Raw genomic sequence first — 14,232 nt, 5'->3', positions numbered from 1 at the left:
GCATCCGGTAGTGCGGCCATTTGTCGCGCGCTACCTCGGCTACGCCCAGGACGACGTGACCCTCGCCGTGCACCGTGGCCTGCCCTCTCGGCACGTGACGCTCATCGTCAGCCTCGCCGAACCGATCGACTGCGCCGGGCTGCCCGGCGCCGGCCGCCTGCAGGCGCTCGTCGGCGGCCTGCACACCAGCCCGGCGCTGATCACGCAGAGCCGGGTGCAGCGGGGCCTGCACCTGGAACTCGACCCCCTGGGCGTCCGCACCCTGCTGGGCGTTTCCGCCGCCGAACTGAGCGGCTCCATCACCGACCTGGCCGAGTTCGGCGCCGATCTGGCCCGGTTGCCGGAACGCCTGTCCGAAGCGCCGGACTGGCCGTCCCGCTTCGCCCTCCTCGACGAGGTACTGGCCGCTCGCGCCGTCGAACCGGCGCTGCCCGAGCCGCCCCGAAACAGGCCGCCCGCGTCCTGCGTTTCGAACGGGCCGGCCACCTGCTTCGTACCGGCCGCCACGACCTGTCGGCCGTCGCCCTCGCGGCGGGCTATTACGACCAGGCCCACTTGTCCAATGAATGGCGGGCGCTGGCGGGCTGCTCCCCGCGTACCTGGATGACCGAGGAACTGCCGAATCTGGCGGAAGAACCGGCGGAGTGACCCGCTGAGCGAGGGGCCAGTGCGGCACCGGCTATCGCAGTGCAGGACATCAGGCGCTTGATCATGAACGACCTCCCCAGACGAGATGTGCTGGGAAGTCGCCGACCACCGCGCGCGTGTTACGGCCGCCGGTTCCCGTTTCTCCAAGACCGGCGGGGAGCCGGCGGTTCAGACTCGATGCCATGACTCCACAACCGACAGTCTGGCCCGCGCTCCGTTATGACGATGCGCCCCGGGCGATTCGCTTTCTGGTCGACGTTCTCGGATTCGAAGAGACGCTCGTGGTGCCCGGTTCCGCGGAACGCGAAGTCGCGCATGCCGAGCTTCGCTGGCCGGAGGGTGGTGGTGTGATGCTCGGCAGCACCGGTGGCCCCGATGACGGGGTGCACGACGCGATGAAGCCGGGTACCGGCGCCGTCTACGTCGTGTCCGACCGGGTCGACGAGATCCACCGGCGGGTGCGCGCCGCGGGGGCGGAGATCACCCTGGCTCTGCACGACACCGAATACGGCTCGCACACCTTCAGCTTGCGTGACGGGGAGGGCAATTCCTGGACCGTCGGCACGTACCGGGGTGCCTGACCGGCGGAGATTCCACAGTGGACAAACCGGCCACGATGACCGGGAGTCGGGCGCCGCCGGGAGCCGGGAACGGCATCCCGGCGGCGCCGGAGGGGTTCCATCGCGTTGCGGGACGGCTTTCCGCCGTGGTGGGGGAGATGTTCCCCGCCTTGCCCGGCAGTCGCACCGTGATGGTCCGGGTGGGTGAATCCGAAATCTCAGTCCACGGGTCGTTCGAAGGTCACCAGAAGACCTTCGACCCCGCCCGGGCCGACCCGGCCCTTGATCTCCGCGGCGGTGATCGTTTTCAGCTGCCAGCCCTCGCCCGCGCGATCGTTCAGCAGTTTCTCGAGCCGATCACCGGAGATTTTTCCGCCGAGCATCTTTTCCCGGACTTCCACGACCTGGTACACGTAGCGCTGCATACGCCGATTGTGCCGAAAACCGGATCACCGGTGCGGGCAGCCCGATGTGCGTTCCGTTCCTTGCCTTCTTCTGGCACTCTTGACCTCGTGTTGCGGCTTGCCGGCGCCCGGCTGCTCGATGACCGGGACTACCCGGCGGTTCGTGCTGCGCTCGCCGCGGATCCGGTGGGCAGCTGCATGGTCAGCGCGCGGGTCGAGGTGGCCGGGCTGGACCCGTGGCGGCTGGGCGGCGAGCTGTGGGCCGCGGACAGCCGCCCGGCCCGCTACGGCAGGCTTTCCGGACTCTGTTTCGCCGGGCCGAATCTGATCCCCTTGCGCGGCAACTCCTCGGCGCTGCGGTCGTTCGCCGACCGGGCGCTGCGGCGGCAGCGCGCCTGTTCCTCCCTCGTCGGGCCCGCCGAGCAGGTGCTCGGGCTGTGGGGCGAGCTGGAGACCGAATGGGGTCCTGCCCGCGAGGTACGCGAGGACCAGCCGCTGCTGGCGCTGGACCGCAGCCCCCTGGTGCCCGCCGACCCGCGGGTCCGCGCGGTACGGCGGGACGAGCTGGACCGCTACCTGCCCGCGGCGGTGGCGATGTTCATCGAGGAGGTCGGCGTCGACCCGCGGGCCGGGGACGGCGGGGCCAGCTACCGGGCCAGGGTCAACGAGCTGATCTCCGGGGGCCGCGCGTTCGCCCGCTTCGAGGACGGCGAGGTCGTGTTCAAGGCCGAGATCGGTGCGATGTCCGCGGACGTCGGGCAGATCCAGGGCGTGTGGGTGCATCCGGACCGCCGCAGTGCCGGGCTCGGCACCGCGGGGACCGCCGCGGTGGTGAGCAGGCTGGTCCACGGGCTCGGCCGCACCGCGAGCCTGTACGTGAACGGGTTCAACACCCCGGCGCTGGCGGCCTACCGCAAGATCGGCTTCCGGCAGGTCGGGCAGTACGCCACGGTGCTGTTCTGACCTGGGCCCGGCGGGGTCGGTCGTTCTCATGGGGGACGTCGTAGGGTGGAGGGCATGCCCGATCGTGCTCCGCTGCAGCCCGGCGTCCAGACGCCGCGCCGTGCCGTCCCCGCCGACATCGCCCGCCCCGAGTACGTCGACCGGCCGGCGCCGAAACGGGACACCGGCAACGGTGTGCGTACGCCAGAGGTGATCGAGGCGATGCGCGTGGCGTCGAAGATCGCGGCGCAGGCGCTGGAAGAGGGCGGTAAAGCGGTCAAGCCGGGCGCGACCACCGACGATGTCGACAAGGCGGTGCACGAGTTCCTGCTCGACCACCACGCCTACCCGTCCACGCTCGGCTACCGCGGCTACCCGAAGTCCTGCTGCACTTCGCTGAACGAGGTCATCTGCCACGGCATCCCGGACTCGACGGTGATCGAGGACGGTGATATCTGCAACATCGACGTGACCGCGTTCATCGGCGGGGTGCACGGCGACACCAACGCCACCTTCTTGGCCGGCGACGTGTCCGAAGAGGCGCGGCTGCTCGTCGAGCGCACTCGTGAGGCCACCGCGCGTGCGATCAAGGCGGTGCGTCCCGGTCGTCAGCTGAACGTGATCGGCCGCGTTATCGAGGCCTACGCGAAGCGGTTTGGCTACGGGGTCGTACGCGACTTCACGGGTCACGGCGTCGGCCCGGCGTTCCACACCGCGCCGACGGTGCTGCACTACGAAGAGCCTTCGGTGCACACGGTGATCGAGGAAGGCATGACCTTCACCATCGAGCCGATGATCACGCTCGGCACCATCGACTACGACATGTGGGCCGACGACTGGACTGTCACCACGAAGGACAAGAAGTGGACGGCCCAGTTCGAGCACACCCTCGTCGTCACCGCGGACGGCGCGGAGATCCTCACGCTGCCCTAGCTCCGGAAGGCTCCTCAAAGGACAGTCGCGGGCGTGCGCCGGACCGGTGCCGGGGTGCGGTGGTAGGCGTAGTGCTCCACTGCGACGGCCTCGCCGCCCGCGCCGGCTGATCATGCCCGGTCCACCCGGGTGAGCAGCTCTTCGAGGAAGCCCGCGGCCTCCCGGCCGGCGCGGTCCACGTCGCCGTCCTCGATCGCGTCGACGAGGCCTTCGTGCTTGATCCGCTCGGCGTGTTCCGGATTGTCCGAAGTGGACGCCACGCTCGCGGTGATCACCTCCAGCAGACCGCGGTACAGCTCGAACAGCAGCTCGTTGTGCCCGCAGCGGACGACGTCGAGGTGGAATTCCGCGTCCGTGCGGGCGAAATCCTCGACGCGGCCCTCGCGCCAGTCGGTGGCGCGCCGGGTCAGCAGCTCGCGCAGGCCGGCCAAGTCCTCCTCCGTGCGGGCGGCGGCGGCCAGCCGTGCCCCCTCCACTTCCAGGACCCGCCGCACCTGCAGCACTTCACGCAGCTCGGTGCCGCACAGCCGGCGGACCGCGCCGGACAGGTCGCTCGTCGCGCGCACGTAGGTGCCGTCGCCCTGGCGGACCTCAAGGATGCCGGTGTGCGCGAGCGCGCGAACCGCCTCCCGCACGGTGTTGCGGCCGACGCCGAGCTGGGCGACCAGCTCCGCCTCGGTCGGGATCCGGTGCCCGACCGGCCACTCCCCGTCCCGGACCGCCTGGCGCAGCTGGTCGATGACCTGGTCGACGAGTCCGGCGCGGCGGGTGGTGGCCAACGGCACAGGTAAATCCCTTCATCCAATCATCCTACGTATGGAAGAGTAGCGCACGTGTCCGTCGACTCGCCTGACTCCGCCGCCCGTCCGCCCGCGTACGCCGACCGGCTCGAACTGGAGCTGGAGGGCGGGATCGAGGCGACGCGGCCCGGGGTGATCGCGGGTGGCGTGCTGCTCGCGGTCGCGGTGGTGCTCACCGCGCTGAATCTTCGGCCGGCCATCACCAGCGTCGGCCCGCTGCTCGCCGAAATGCGCACGGGGCTGGGCGCCTCCGCGCTGTGGGCGAGCGTGCTTACGACGGTGCCCGGCTTGTGCTTCGCCGGTGCCGGGATGGCCGCGCCACTGCTGTCACGCCGGTTCGGCATCGGCACGGCGATCGGGTTCGCGCTCGGCGTCCTCACCGTCGGGCTGGTCGTGCGGGTGCTCGACGGTCCGTACGTGGTGCTCGGCGGCACCCTCGTGGCCACTGCCGGAATCGCGCTGGTCAACGTGCTGATCCCGGTGGTCATCAAGGATTCCTTCCCGGCGCGGGTCGGGCTGATGACCGGCGTCTACACCGCCGCGTTACAGGGCGGCGGGGCGGCGGGCTCCGCGCTCAGCCCGCCCCTGGAAACGGCGCTGGGCGGCTGGCGGGCCGCGCTCGGCTCGTGGGCCGCGGTGGCCGCGATCGCGCTGCTCGTCTGGTTCCTGGCCACGCGTGGCGGCGGACGCTCGCCTCGTCCGGCCGCGGACGGCACCGGGCGGTCCTTGCTGCGCAGCCCGCTGGCCTGGATCGTGACCACGTTCTTCGGCCTGCAGTCGTTCATCGCCTACGTGGTGATGGGCTGGCTGCCGCAAGTGTTCATCGACTCCGGGGTGAGCAAGAGCGCCGCCGGGCTGCTGCTCGGGCTGATCTCGGTGATCGCGGTGCCGATCAGCCTGGTGATCCCGCCGATCGCGGCGCGCCAGGGCAGCCAGAGCGCGTGGATTGTGGGGATGGGCGGATGCGGGGCGGCCGGGCTGGCCGGGGTGCTCCTCGCGCCGAGCTGGTCGCCATTGCTGTGGAGCGTGCTGATCGGCATCGGGATGAGCGTGTTCTCGCTGGCGCTGACGGTGATCGCGCTGCGGGCGCGGACCGGCGCGGACACCGCGCGGCTGTCCGGGATGGCGCAGGGCTTCGGCTACCTGCTCGCCGCGGTCGGGCCGTTCGTGTTCGGCCTGCTGCACGACGTCACCGGCGGCTGGCAGGTCTCGCTGATCGTGCTGCTCGCGGTGCTGCTGGTGCAGATGGTGTTCGGCGCGCTGGCCGGACGCCGCCGCTTCGTCTGACCGCCGTGGAGGGCTGTGAAGGGCACCTTCACAGCCTCAGAGTCCGTGAAGGTGCCCTTCACAGCCTGCGTAGTGGTCAGTCCAGCGGAAGGTTGAGCAGTGCGTTCTCGATCAGCTCCGGCATCGCCGGGTGGATCCAGTACTGGCCACGGGCCATCGACCGCGCGTCGAGGCCGAAGCTCATCGCCTGGATCAGCGGCTGGATCACGGTGGACGCCTGCGGGCCGATGATGTGCGCACCCAGCAGCTGCCCGGTCGCCGGATCGGCGAGCAGCTTCGCGAAGCCGGTGGTGTCCTCCATCGCCCAGCCGTAGGCGATGCCCGCGTAGTCCTGCTTCGAGACCACATAGGACAGTCCACGGCGCACGGCCTCGCGTTCGGTCAGGCCGACCGAGGCGACCTGCGGCGCGGTGAACACCGCGTGCGGCACGAAGCGGTGGTCGGCCTTGATCCGAGCGTCCGGGTGCAGCAGATTGTGCTGCACCACGCGGGCTTCGTGGTTGGCGACGTGCTTGAGTTCCAGGGGCGACGAAAGATCGCCGAGTGCGTAGATGCCCTCGACGGGGGTCTCCTGGTAGTCGTCCACGACCACGTGCCCGGTCTCGCCGGTGGCCACGCCGGTGGCGGCCACGTCCAGCAGATCGGAGTTCGGCCTGCGCCCGGCGGCCACGAGGATCAGGTCGGCCTCCACGGTCTCGGCGCCGTGGGGGCCTTCAAGGTCCAGCGCCACGCCCTCGGCGGTCCGGCGGGCGCGCACCGTCTTGCGCTCCAGCCGCACGTCGAACCGCTCCGCGGCCAGCTCCGTGAACCGCGCGCTGATGTCCTCGTCCTCCTGGCGCAGCAACGCGCCGGAGCGGTTGACCACGGTCACCGCCACCCCGAATGACGCGAATACATGCGCGAATTCGGCCGCGATGTAGCCGCCGCCGATGATCACGATCCGGGCCGGCAGCTCGTCCAGCCGCATCACGGTGTCGGAGGTGGAGAAGCCGGTCTCGGCCAGCCCCGGCACGTCCGGGACCACCGGCCGTCCGCCCGCGGCGAGCACGAACCGGTCCGCGGTGAGCACCTCGTCCGGTCGTCCACCGGGGAATTGCACGCGCAGCTGCCGCAGGCCGGTGAACCGGCCTGCACCACGGTAGACGTCGACGTTCCGGTTGTCCTCGTGGTTCGTCCGGTACTGCGCGCCGCCTTCGGCGATCGGATCGATCCGGCCGAAGATCCGGTCCCGGATGTCCGGCCAGCGCACGCCGTCGAGCCGCTCGTCCACCCCGTAGCGAGCGCTGTGGGCCGGGGTGGCCGCGACATCCGCCGCGTAGACGAACATCTTGGTCGGGATGCAGCCGACGTTCAGGCAGGTGCCGCCGAACACGCCCTTCTCGACGATGGCGATCTTCCAGTCCGCGAATTCCGGGCCGGGGACGGAGTTGCCAGAGCCGGTCCCGACGATCACCAGGTCGTAGTGCGGCACAGCGGTCCTTTCCGAAAGCCAGTTGGGGTCCAGACTAGTCAACCTGGCCGCGCGCCAGGGTGTTCCCGCTCATGCGCCGGTGGCGGTGAAGTGCATCCGATCGGTCGGCGACCGCCACGCGCCACCCCACTGCCAGCCCTCCCGCGCGAACGCCCGCACCACCGGATCGTCGGCCAGCACCATGCCCGGCCGTACGTTCTTCCGGTCCAGATAGGACGAAGCCAGCTCCGGCAGGACGAGATCGCTCTTGGTGTAGGGATTGCAGAAGGGATCGACGTCCACCGCGAGCCCGTACGCGTGCGCGGACCAGCTTGCCTGCCCGCGTGCCGGACGGCAGACGAAGGCGCTCGTGTTGTTCCCGTCGCCGGTCGGCGCGGCGTCGAGTTCGGCCGGAGCGGTGATCCGCATCTCCTCGATCGGGAACCGCTGCGCGAACAGCTCGCCGAACGCGTCGGTGACCGGCTTCGCGGCGTCTTGGCGGACCAGCAGCTCTCCGGTGTGCGCGCGTCCGTCGAAACCCCAGAAGGAGAGCGTGACGTAGCGCAGGTCGGCCGAAGCGACGGGGCACGCGGGTTGCCAGGTACTGCGGGCGAGCACGTCGGCAGGCACCGCGGTGACTTTCGCGGCGTACCGATCGCGCGTGGGAGGAGGGAGCAGATCCCGGGTGGGCAATGCCCGATTCACCAGTTCGGGTGGGGTGGGCAGGATCTCGCCGAAGCCGTCCGGACGCAGCGGCAGCGGACGCGCACCCACCTGCCAGGTGACCGGTGGTGGTGTCCCGCTCGTCCGGGTTGCCGGAACTGCCGGGCTCGCCGGATTCCCCGGAGCGCGCAACGGGCTGACCGGGGGCGGCGCCGGGGCCGGGGCATCGCATCCGGCCAGCAGCGATACTCCGAGGACGCCGGCTGCGGCGGCCGTTCTCGCACGCATGTCACCAGCTAAGCAAACGTCCACCGGTTGGGCGGAATCCACCCGTTCCAGTGACACCGCTTCGGGCCTGCTCCGTTTAGGGTAATCCCGGCCCCGTGTTCACGCGCCGGAGTCGGGTGGCTCCCGGGCGCGTCCGGGCCTCGACGACGTATTCACCGGCCGAAGGGGAATCCCATGCCCGCCACACTCCGCCGTCCGCTCCTGCTCGTGGTGGGGGCGCTGCTCGCCGCCGCGGTCGCGGTGCCGGTCGGCTCGGCGTGGGCCACCGGTCCCGATGAGCCGGCTCCGGGGACCAGCGGGTCCCAGGCCGCGCAGCCGCGGATCGTCGGCGGCGGTGAGGCGTCGGTGTCCGACTACCCGTACGCGGCGTACCTCACCGACCAGAGCGGCAACCAGTTCTGCGGCGCGGTGATCGTCAGCTCGACAGCGGTGGCCACCGCGGCGCACTGCGCCAAGGCGATCTCCGCCACGGACATGCGCGTGGTCGCCGGGCGGCAGGACAAGCGCGGCTCGGACGGCGTGGTGCTCGCCGTGTCGCGGGCCTGGATCTCCCCGGATTTCACCGATCCGACGAAGGGCGACGACCTGGCCGTGCTCAGCGTGCGCGGGCAGCTGCCCTATCGCCCCGCCAAACCGGCCGGTTCGTCCGAGCGGTCGCTTTACGCCGAGGGCACCCGGGCGACCGTGCTCGGCTGGGGCCGGCTCGCCGAGGGCGGCCAGCGTTCCGACATCCTGCGCAGCGCGGACGTCCCGCTGGTGAGCGACAGCAGCTGTAAGAGTGCCTACGACACCTACGACCCGGCGAAGATGGTCTGCGCCGGCTACCCGCAGGGCGGAACGGACGCCTGTCAGGGCGACTCGGGCGGCCCGCTGATGGTCGGGGACACGCTGATCGGCATCGTCTCCTTCGGCGACGGGTGCGCGAAGGCGGGCAAGCCGGGCGTGTACACGCGGGTGTCCGCGTACTCCGGAGTCATCGCGGCGCAGTCCCGGCAGCGGTTGTTCGGCTGACTTGTGTTAAGCAGGGCGGGTGACGACCCTGCACCACGCGGCCGGTCCCGACCTGACTGCCGCCCAGCTCTACGCGATTCTCCGGCTGCGAGCCGAGGTGTTCGTGGTGGAGCAGGACTGCGCGTACGCCGACCTCGACGGCCGGGACCTGCATTCGGACACCCGGCACCTGTGGCTGGCCGGGGACGACGGTGACCTCCTGGCCTACCTGCGGGTGCTGGCCGATCCCGGTGGTGTGGGCCGGATCGGCCGGGTGGTCACGGCGCGTGCGGCTCGCGGCCGGGGCCTCGCCGCCCGGTTGATGGCTGCGGCGCTGGAGCACGCCACCGGCGAGTTCGTCCTCGACGCACAGGTTTACGCCCAGAGCCTGTACGCGCGGTTCGGCTTTGTGGCCGAGGGGGACGAGTTTCTGGAGGACGGCATCCCGCACCGGACCATGCGCCGGATGGCTGCTGCTGGTTGATCTTGTTCGGCCATTCGCGGGCCGAGGTCGCGTGCGTCGCTTCTCGTTGCCGGGTTGCCGGGTTGCCGGGTTGCCGGGTCTGGCCCGTCCAACCGGCTTGGGCGGACGCGGGCTGTTTCCGCGCGGTCGACTCCGCTCAGGTGGCGTCGCGGGGCGCGGTCGTGGTGATGACCTTCACCGCACGGTCCACATCGGACTCGGTCAGGTCGGCGCGGGCGGTCAGGCGGAGCCGGGAGATCCCGTCCGGCACCGACGGCGGCCGGAAGCAGGCGACGCGGATTCCTTGCTCGGCACAGGATTCCGCCCATCCGACCGCGGTTTCCGGGGATGGCGCGCGCACGGAGATCACCGCGGCTTCCGGGAGGGTGACGCTCAGTCCTGCGGCCTTCAGCTGCATGGCCAGGTTCGCCGCGTTATCGGTCGCCTTCGCCGGCAGGTCCGGTTCGGACTTGAGCACGCCCAGCGCGGCCAGCGCCGCGGCGGCACTCGCGGGCGCCAGCGCGGTGTCGAAGATGAAGCTGCGCGCCGTCTCCACCAGATGCCGGATCACCCGGCGTGGACCGATCACCGCTCCGCCTTGCGCGCCGAGTGCTTTGGACAGCGTGCAGGTGGTGACAACATCCGGGGCCGCGGACAGTCCGGCCGCGTGCACCGCGCCCCGGCCGCCCTCGCCGAGTACCCCGAGACCATGTGCGTCGTCGACGAGCAACGCCGCGCTGTGCTCGCGGCAGATCCCGGCCAGCTCCGCGAGCGGGGCGAGGTCGCCGTCCACCGAGAAGATCGATTCGGTGACCACCAGCGCCCGTGGCTTCCGCCGCGTGGCCAGCGCGTGGCGGACCGCGTCGGGGGTCGAGTGCGCGACCGCCGCCACGTCGGCCCTGGAGAGCCGGCAGCCTTCGATCAGCGAGGCGTGCACGTACTTGTCGCTGACGATTGCCGATTCCGAACCGGACAGCGCCGTCACCGCACCGAGGTTTGCCGCGAATCCGGACGAGAAGACGAGCGCCGCCTGTGCCCCGCAGAATCGGGCCAGCTCGTGCTCCAGCTCGGCGTGCAGCTCGGTCGTACCGGTCACCAGGCGGGACCCGGTGGCCCCCGCTCCCCACCGCAACGCAGCTGCCGCGGCCGCCCCGGCGACCCTCTTGTCCCTGGCGAGGCCGAGGTAGTCGTTGCCTGCCAGATCCAGCTCGTCCGGCTGCGCCGGCCGCGGCCGTAGACGGCGGGTGAGTCCTGCTTCCGCCCGCTTTCCGGCTTCACCATCAAGCCAGTCGAAAACGTTGTCCGGCGGCAGTGCTGGCGAGGCGTTCACGCCTGGCAGTGTCGCATCCACCCGACCTCGCCGAGCGTGCGACCCGCCACAGCTGTATCGCCCTGCCGGTACCCGGAAACTCCTTCCCGCGTGGTGGCGTCGTTCAGGTACCCCATCGCCGGAAGGGCTGGTTGGAGCAGATGATCTCGTCATCGGCATGGGTCGCCGGGTGATGGGTTCGGATGGTCTGGGTATATGGCCACAACACAAGAACAGATCAGCCCAGCCGACGCGGCGGCCTGGGTAGGCGGCGGCGTCGGCTGGGCTGATCAGCTGGTGACGGGGTCAGGAATCGTAGCTGCGGCGCGGGCCGCGGCCAGGGCGTTGCGGGCGGCCGGAGCCGCCGCCGAAGCGCTGCTGGCGGCCGCGGCCGCCGTAGCCGGGGCGGCCGTCGCGGGAGGACTGGTCCCCGTGGTTCCGGCCGCCGTGGTGCGGGCGGTCGTCCCGGGAACCCTGGTGGCCGTAGGCGGGGCGGTCGTCGCGCGAGCCCTGGTGGCTGTACGAACGATCGTCGCGGGAGGAGGACTGATCGCCATAGCCCCGGCTGTCGCGCGAGCCGTGGCCGTAACCCCGGTCCTCACGCGGGCCACGGGAACCGTCGCCGTAGCTGCGTCGGCCGCGGTCCTCGTACGAGCCGCGGCGGGGACCGCGGTCGTCACGGCCACCGCGGTGGCCGCGGTCGTCACGGTCGCCGAAACGGCCGCGGCGCGGGGTCTCGCGGCGTCGCTCCACGACCGGCTCGCCGCTGGGTTCGCGGGCGCCGGTGATGCGGGACAGGTCGTCGTCCTCCGGGCGGATCATGGTGGTCGCGGCGCGCACGCCCGCGCGGTCGGTCATCCGGTTGACGGTGCGGCGCTGGTCGCGGGTGACCAGCGTGACCACGATGCCCGACGCCCCGGCCCGCGCGGTGCGGCCGGCGCGGTGCAGGTAGTCCTTGTGGTCGGCGGCCGGGTCCACGTGCAGCACCAGCGAGATGTCGTCGACGTGGATACCGCGCGCCGCGACGTCGGTGGCCACCAGCACCGCGGCGTGGCCTTCCTTGAAGTCCGACAGCACCCGGTTGCGCTGGCCCTGGGTCTTGCCGCCGTGCAGCGCCGCCGCGTGCACGCCCTGCTCGCGCAGCCGCTCGGTGAGCCGGTCCACGTGGTGCTTGGTGCGCACGAACATGATCGTGCGGCCCTCGCGCGCCCCGATCCGGGTGATGATGTCCTGCTTGTCCGAGTGCGACACCTGGAACAGGTGGTGGTCCATGGTGGTCACGCTCGCGGTGGACGGCGCGACCGAATGCGTCACCGGGTCGGCCAGGTACTGGCGGACCAGCTTGTCCACGTCACCGTCGAGCGTGGCGGAGAACAGCAGCCGCTGCCCGCCCGGCGGGGTGAGGTCGAGGATCTCCCGCACCTGCGGCATGAACCCCATGTCGGCCATCTGGTCGGCCTCGTCGAGCGCGACGAAGTTGCAGTCGCCCAGCGAGGCGGTGCCCTGGCGGACGTGGTCGGACAGCCGGCCGGGGGTGGCGATCAGCAGGTCGACCCCGCGGTGCAGGGCGTCGGCCTGGCGGGTGAAGGACATCCCGCCGACCGCGGTGCGGCACCACAGGCCGAGCGACTTGGCCAGCGGGGCCAGCGAATCGGCCACCTGCATGGCCAGCTCGCGGGTGGGCACCAGGATCAGCGCGCGCGGCCGCTTCGGGCGGGCCTTGCCGCCGTCGAGCCGGGCCAGCATGGCCAGCCCGAAGGCGAGGGTCTTGCCGGACCCGGTCTGCGCGCGGCCCAGCACGTCGCGGCCGGCCAGCGCGTCCGGGATGGTCGCGGACTGGATCGGGAACGGCGCGTCGATGCCCAGCTCGGCCAGCGCCCGCAGCAGCCCGTCGGGCAGGCCGAGCTCGGCGAAGGTGCGGGTCTTCGGGGTCTCCACCGCGTCGTCGCGCAGCAGCTCACCGCCGGACTGGCGGTGCCGCGGGGCGCGATCGGGCCGGCCGGCTCGCGGGGAGCGGGTGGAGTGGCCGGAATTGAACGTGACTGTCACAGATGCCTCTCGGACGTGGCACGTCGCAAGGAGGCCCGGGCTGCCCGCTCGCAGGCAGGGCAAGATGGTGTGCGGTGGGCGTTCACAGGGACGGACCCGGTGGACGACGCCGCGGCGCCGGACACCGATGGAAAATGCTTCGGATTGCACCGCGAGCCCTGCAGTGGGCTATGGAGGCGACGGACACCAACTCATCCACGCCGCCGTTGCGGTCGGTGGTTACTGTACCGGAGCGGCACCCACGGCCGCGCACCCAGGTCCGCGGTTGTGGCCGGGGTCGCAGGTGTGCGTTGCGCCACTCCCGCGACCCCGCCGCGCCGCCTCAGCCGAGCCCGGCCGCGAAGGTCAGGCGCGCCACCAGATCCTCGGTGGCGGCCAGGTCTTCGGGCAGGCCCCGGCTGCGGAACCAGCCGGCCAGATTCGCCACGTCACGGGCCAGGAACTCAGGCCCGCGCGGGTTGACGATCAGGTCGACCACCTGTGGCAGATCGATCACCATCAGGTGCCCTTCGTGCACCAGCAGGTTGTACGCGGACAGGTCACCGTGCGCGAGTCCTTGTGCAGCCAGCAGTTCCAGCGCCGAACCGGCTTGTTCCCACAGGGCGGCCAGTTCGTCCGGCTCCGGGCGGAGCTGGGCCAGCCGGGGAGCCGCGGTGCCGTCCGGCTCGCCGAGGAACTCGAGCAGCAATTCGGTACCGTGCCGCTGCACCGGGTAGGGCACCGGGGCGCCCACCGTCCACAGCTTGCTCAGCGCGGCGAATTCGGCGGCTGCCCACTGTTCGGCGATCAGGTTGCGGCCGAACGTGGTCCGCCCGGCGATCGCGCGCATCTCGCGGGACCGGCGCAGGCGCCTGCCTTCCAGGTAGCCCGCGTCGCGGTGGAACAGCTTGTGCTCGTCCGAGCGGTATCGCTTGGCCGCGAGCAGCACCCCGTCGGCGCCCGGCTCGTGGCGGCGCATCAGGTGGACATCGGCCTCCTTGCCGGTTTTGAGGACGCCGAGGTCGGTATCGAGCGCGCCGAGCCCGGTGGGTACCCAGTCCGGCCGCGGATGCGGTCCCTGCTCGGCATCGCCCCAGGTGGTCCGGCGATCGGCGCCGTCCGGGAGTTCGGGCTCGGCGTAGGCCTCCTCGCGGAGCTGGGCCAGCCGGACGCGTTCGCCCTCGGTGAGCCGCCCGCGCCGAGCCGGGGCGGGGGCATTGTCGGACCGGCGGTGTGGCCGCCGCGGGGAATCGTCGAAGGAATCGGAATAGTCTTGGTAATCGTCCCAGCGCACTGGTGGGTTCTCCTCGATCGGAATGCCCCACCGGACGAGCACGTGCGCTAGCCCCGTATTTCGCACATGGGGGAAGGTGGGGTGATCGGGGCTTTCGTTCTTGATCATCATAGGGTCGCGGTCCATGCGAGGACAGCGGGTCGCTTATGGACGCCCGAGTGTGGAGAAGTTGC

Annotated in this window: 14 protein-coding genes; 7 read left to right on the top strand and 7 right to left on the bottom strand. The window is 71.3% G+C overall.

What is annotated here, in order from left to right:
* Positions 1-18 precede the first annotated feature (18 nt).
* Both D5S19_RS27685 and D5S19_RS27680 read left to right on the top strand, forming a co-directional pair.
* Entirely contained in the window at positions 19-648 is a 630-nt protein-coding gene (locus D5S19_RS27685) for a helix-turn-helix domain-containing protein (protein ID WP_325050330.1), read from the top strand.
* A 182-nt stretch (positions 649-830) separates the two neighbouring features.
* On the top strand, positions 831-1,229 hold the full coding sequence (locus D5S19_RS27680) for a VOC family protein (protein WP_120026314.1): 399 nt from the start codon (positions 831-833) through the stop codon (positions 1,227-1,229).
* A gap of 197 nt (positions 1,230-1,426) precedes the next feature.
* On the opposite strand, the gene D5S19_RS27675 is transcribed toward D5S19_RS27680, so the two are convergent.
* Entirely contained in the window at positions 1,427-1,633 is a 207-nt protein-coding gene (locus D5S19_RS27675; protein ID WP_120026313.1) for a DUF4177 domain-containing protein, read from the bottom strand.
* 87 nt (positions 1,634-1,720) lie between these two features.
* Between D5S19_RS27675 and D5S19_RS27670 the strand changes: the two genes are divergently transcribed.
* Positions 1,721-2,575, top strand: a complete 855-nt coding sequence (locus tag D5S19_RS27670; protein WP_120026312.1) for a GNAT family N-acetyltransferase — start codon at positions 1,721-1,723, stop codon at positions 2,573-2,575.
* 54 nt (positions 2,576-2,629) lie between these two features.
* On the top strand, positions 2,630-3,487 hold the full coding sequence (gene map, locus D5S19_RS27665; protein ID WP_120026311.1) for a type I methionyl aminopeptidase: 858 nt from the start codon (positions 2,630-2,632) through the stop codon (positions 3,485-3,487).
* A 110-nt stretch (positions 3,488-3,597) separates the two neighbouring features.
* Here the strand turns inward: map and D5S19_RS27660 are convergent, their stop codons facing one another.
* A complete protein-coding gene (locus tag D5S19_RS27660) occupies positions 3,598-4,272 on the bottom strand; it encodes a FadR/GntR family transcriptional regulator (RefSeq protein WP_120026310.1) in 675 nt (224 codons plus the stop codon).
* Positions 4,273-4,320: 48 nt separating this feature from the next.
* Here D5S19_RS27660 and D5S19_RS27655 point away from each other — a divergent pair, with 48 nt between their 5' ends.
* Positions 4,321-5,574 carry a CynX/NimT family MFS transporter gene (locus D5S19_RS27655; protein WP_407641796.1) on the top strand — a complete coding sequence of 418 codons (1,254 nt, stop codon included), beginning with the start codon at positions 4,321-4,323 and terminating at the stop codon, positions 5,572-5,574.
* Between the two features lie 76 nt (positions 5,575-5,650).
* On the opposite strand, the gene D5S19_RS27650 is transcribed toward D5S19_RS27655, so the two are convergent.
* Positions 5,651-7,045: a mycothione reductase gene (locus D5S19_RS27650; RefSeq protein WP_120026309.1), complete on the bottom strand. Its 1,395-nt coding sequence runs from the start codon at positions 7,043-7,045 to the stop codon at positions 5,651-5,653.
* A 69-nt stretch (positions 7,046-7,114) separates the two neighbouring features.
* Positions 7,115-7,975 carry a M15 family metallopeptidase gene (locus D5S19_RS27645; RefSeq protein ID WP_120026308.1) on the bottom strand — a complete coding sequence of 287 codons (861 nt, stop codon included), beginning with the start codon at positions 7,973-7,975 and terminating at the stop codon, positions 7,115-7,117.
* 174 nt (positions 7,976-8,149) lie between these two features.
* Here D5S19_RS27645 and D5S19_RS27640 point away from each other — a divergent pair, with 174 nt between their 5' ends.
* Together D5S19_RS27640 and D5S19_RS27635 are read left to right on the top strand one after the other, a co-directional pair.
* Positions 8,150-8,986 carry a S1 family peptidase gene (locus D5S19_RS27640; protein ID WP_120026307.1) on the top strand — a complete coding sequence of 279 codons (837 nt, stop codon included), beginning with the start codon at positions 8,150-8,152 and terminating at the stop codon, positions 8,984-8,986.
* A 19-nt stretch (positions 8,987-9,005) separates the two neighbouring features.
* Positions 9,006-9,449, top strand: coding sequence for a GNAT family N-acetyltransferase (locus D5S19_RS27635; protein ID WP_120026306.1), 444 nt, complete (start codon positions 9,006-9,008; stop codon positions 9,447-9,449).
* A gap of 136 nt (positions 9,450-9,585) precedes the next feature.
* On the opposite strand, the gene D5S19_RS27630 is transcribed toward D5S19_RS27635, so the two are convergent.
* The 3 genes from D5S19_RS27630 to D5S19_RS27620 form a co-directional block, all read right to left on the bottom strand.
* A complete protein-coding gene (locus D5S19_RS27630) occupies positions 9,586-10,758 on the bottom strand; it encodes an 8-amino-7-oxononanoate synthase (protein ID WP_233574205.1) in 1,173 nt (390 codons plus the stop codon).
* A 285-nt stretch (positions 10,759-11,043) separates the two neighbouring features.
* Complete coding sequence (locus tag D5S19_RS27625; RefSeq protein ID WP_233574204.1) at positions 11,044-12,786, bottom strand: DEAD/DEAH box helicase; 1,743 nt, start codon at positions 12,784-12,786, stop codon at positions 11,044-11,046.
* Positions 12,787-13,108: 322 nt separating this feature from the next.
* Positions 13,109-14,059, bottom strand: a complete 951-nt coding sequence (locus D5S19_RS27620) for a serine protein kinase RIO (protein WP_120026305.1) — start codon at positions 14,057-14,059, stop codon at positions 13,109-13,111.
* Positions 14,060-14,232 lie beyond the last annotated feature (173 nt).

It is taken from the genome of Amycolatopsis panacis (assembly GCF_003600245.1).
Lineage (GTDB): Bacteria > Actinomycetota > Actinomycetes > Mycobacteriales > Pseudonocardiaceae > Amycolatopsis > Amycolatopsis sulphurea.
The sequence above is the reverse complement of the archived record's forward strand: the minus strand, read 5'-3'. Positions and strand labels throughout refer to the sequence as shown.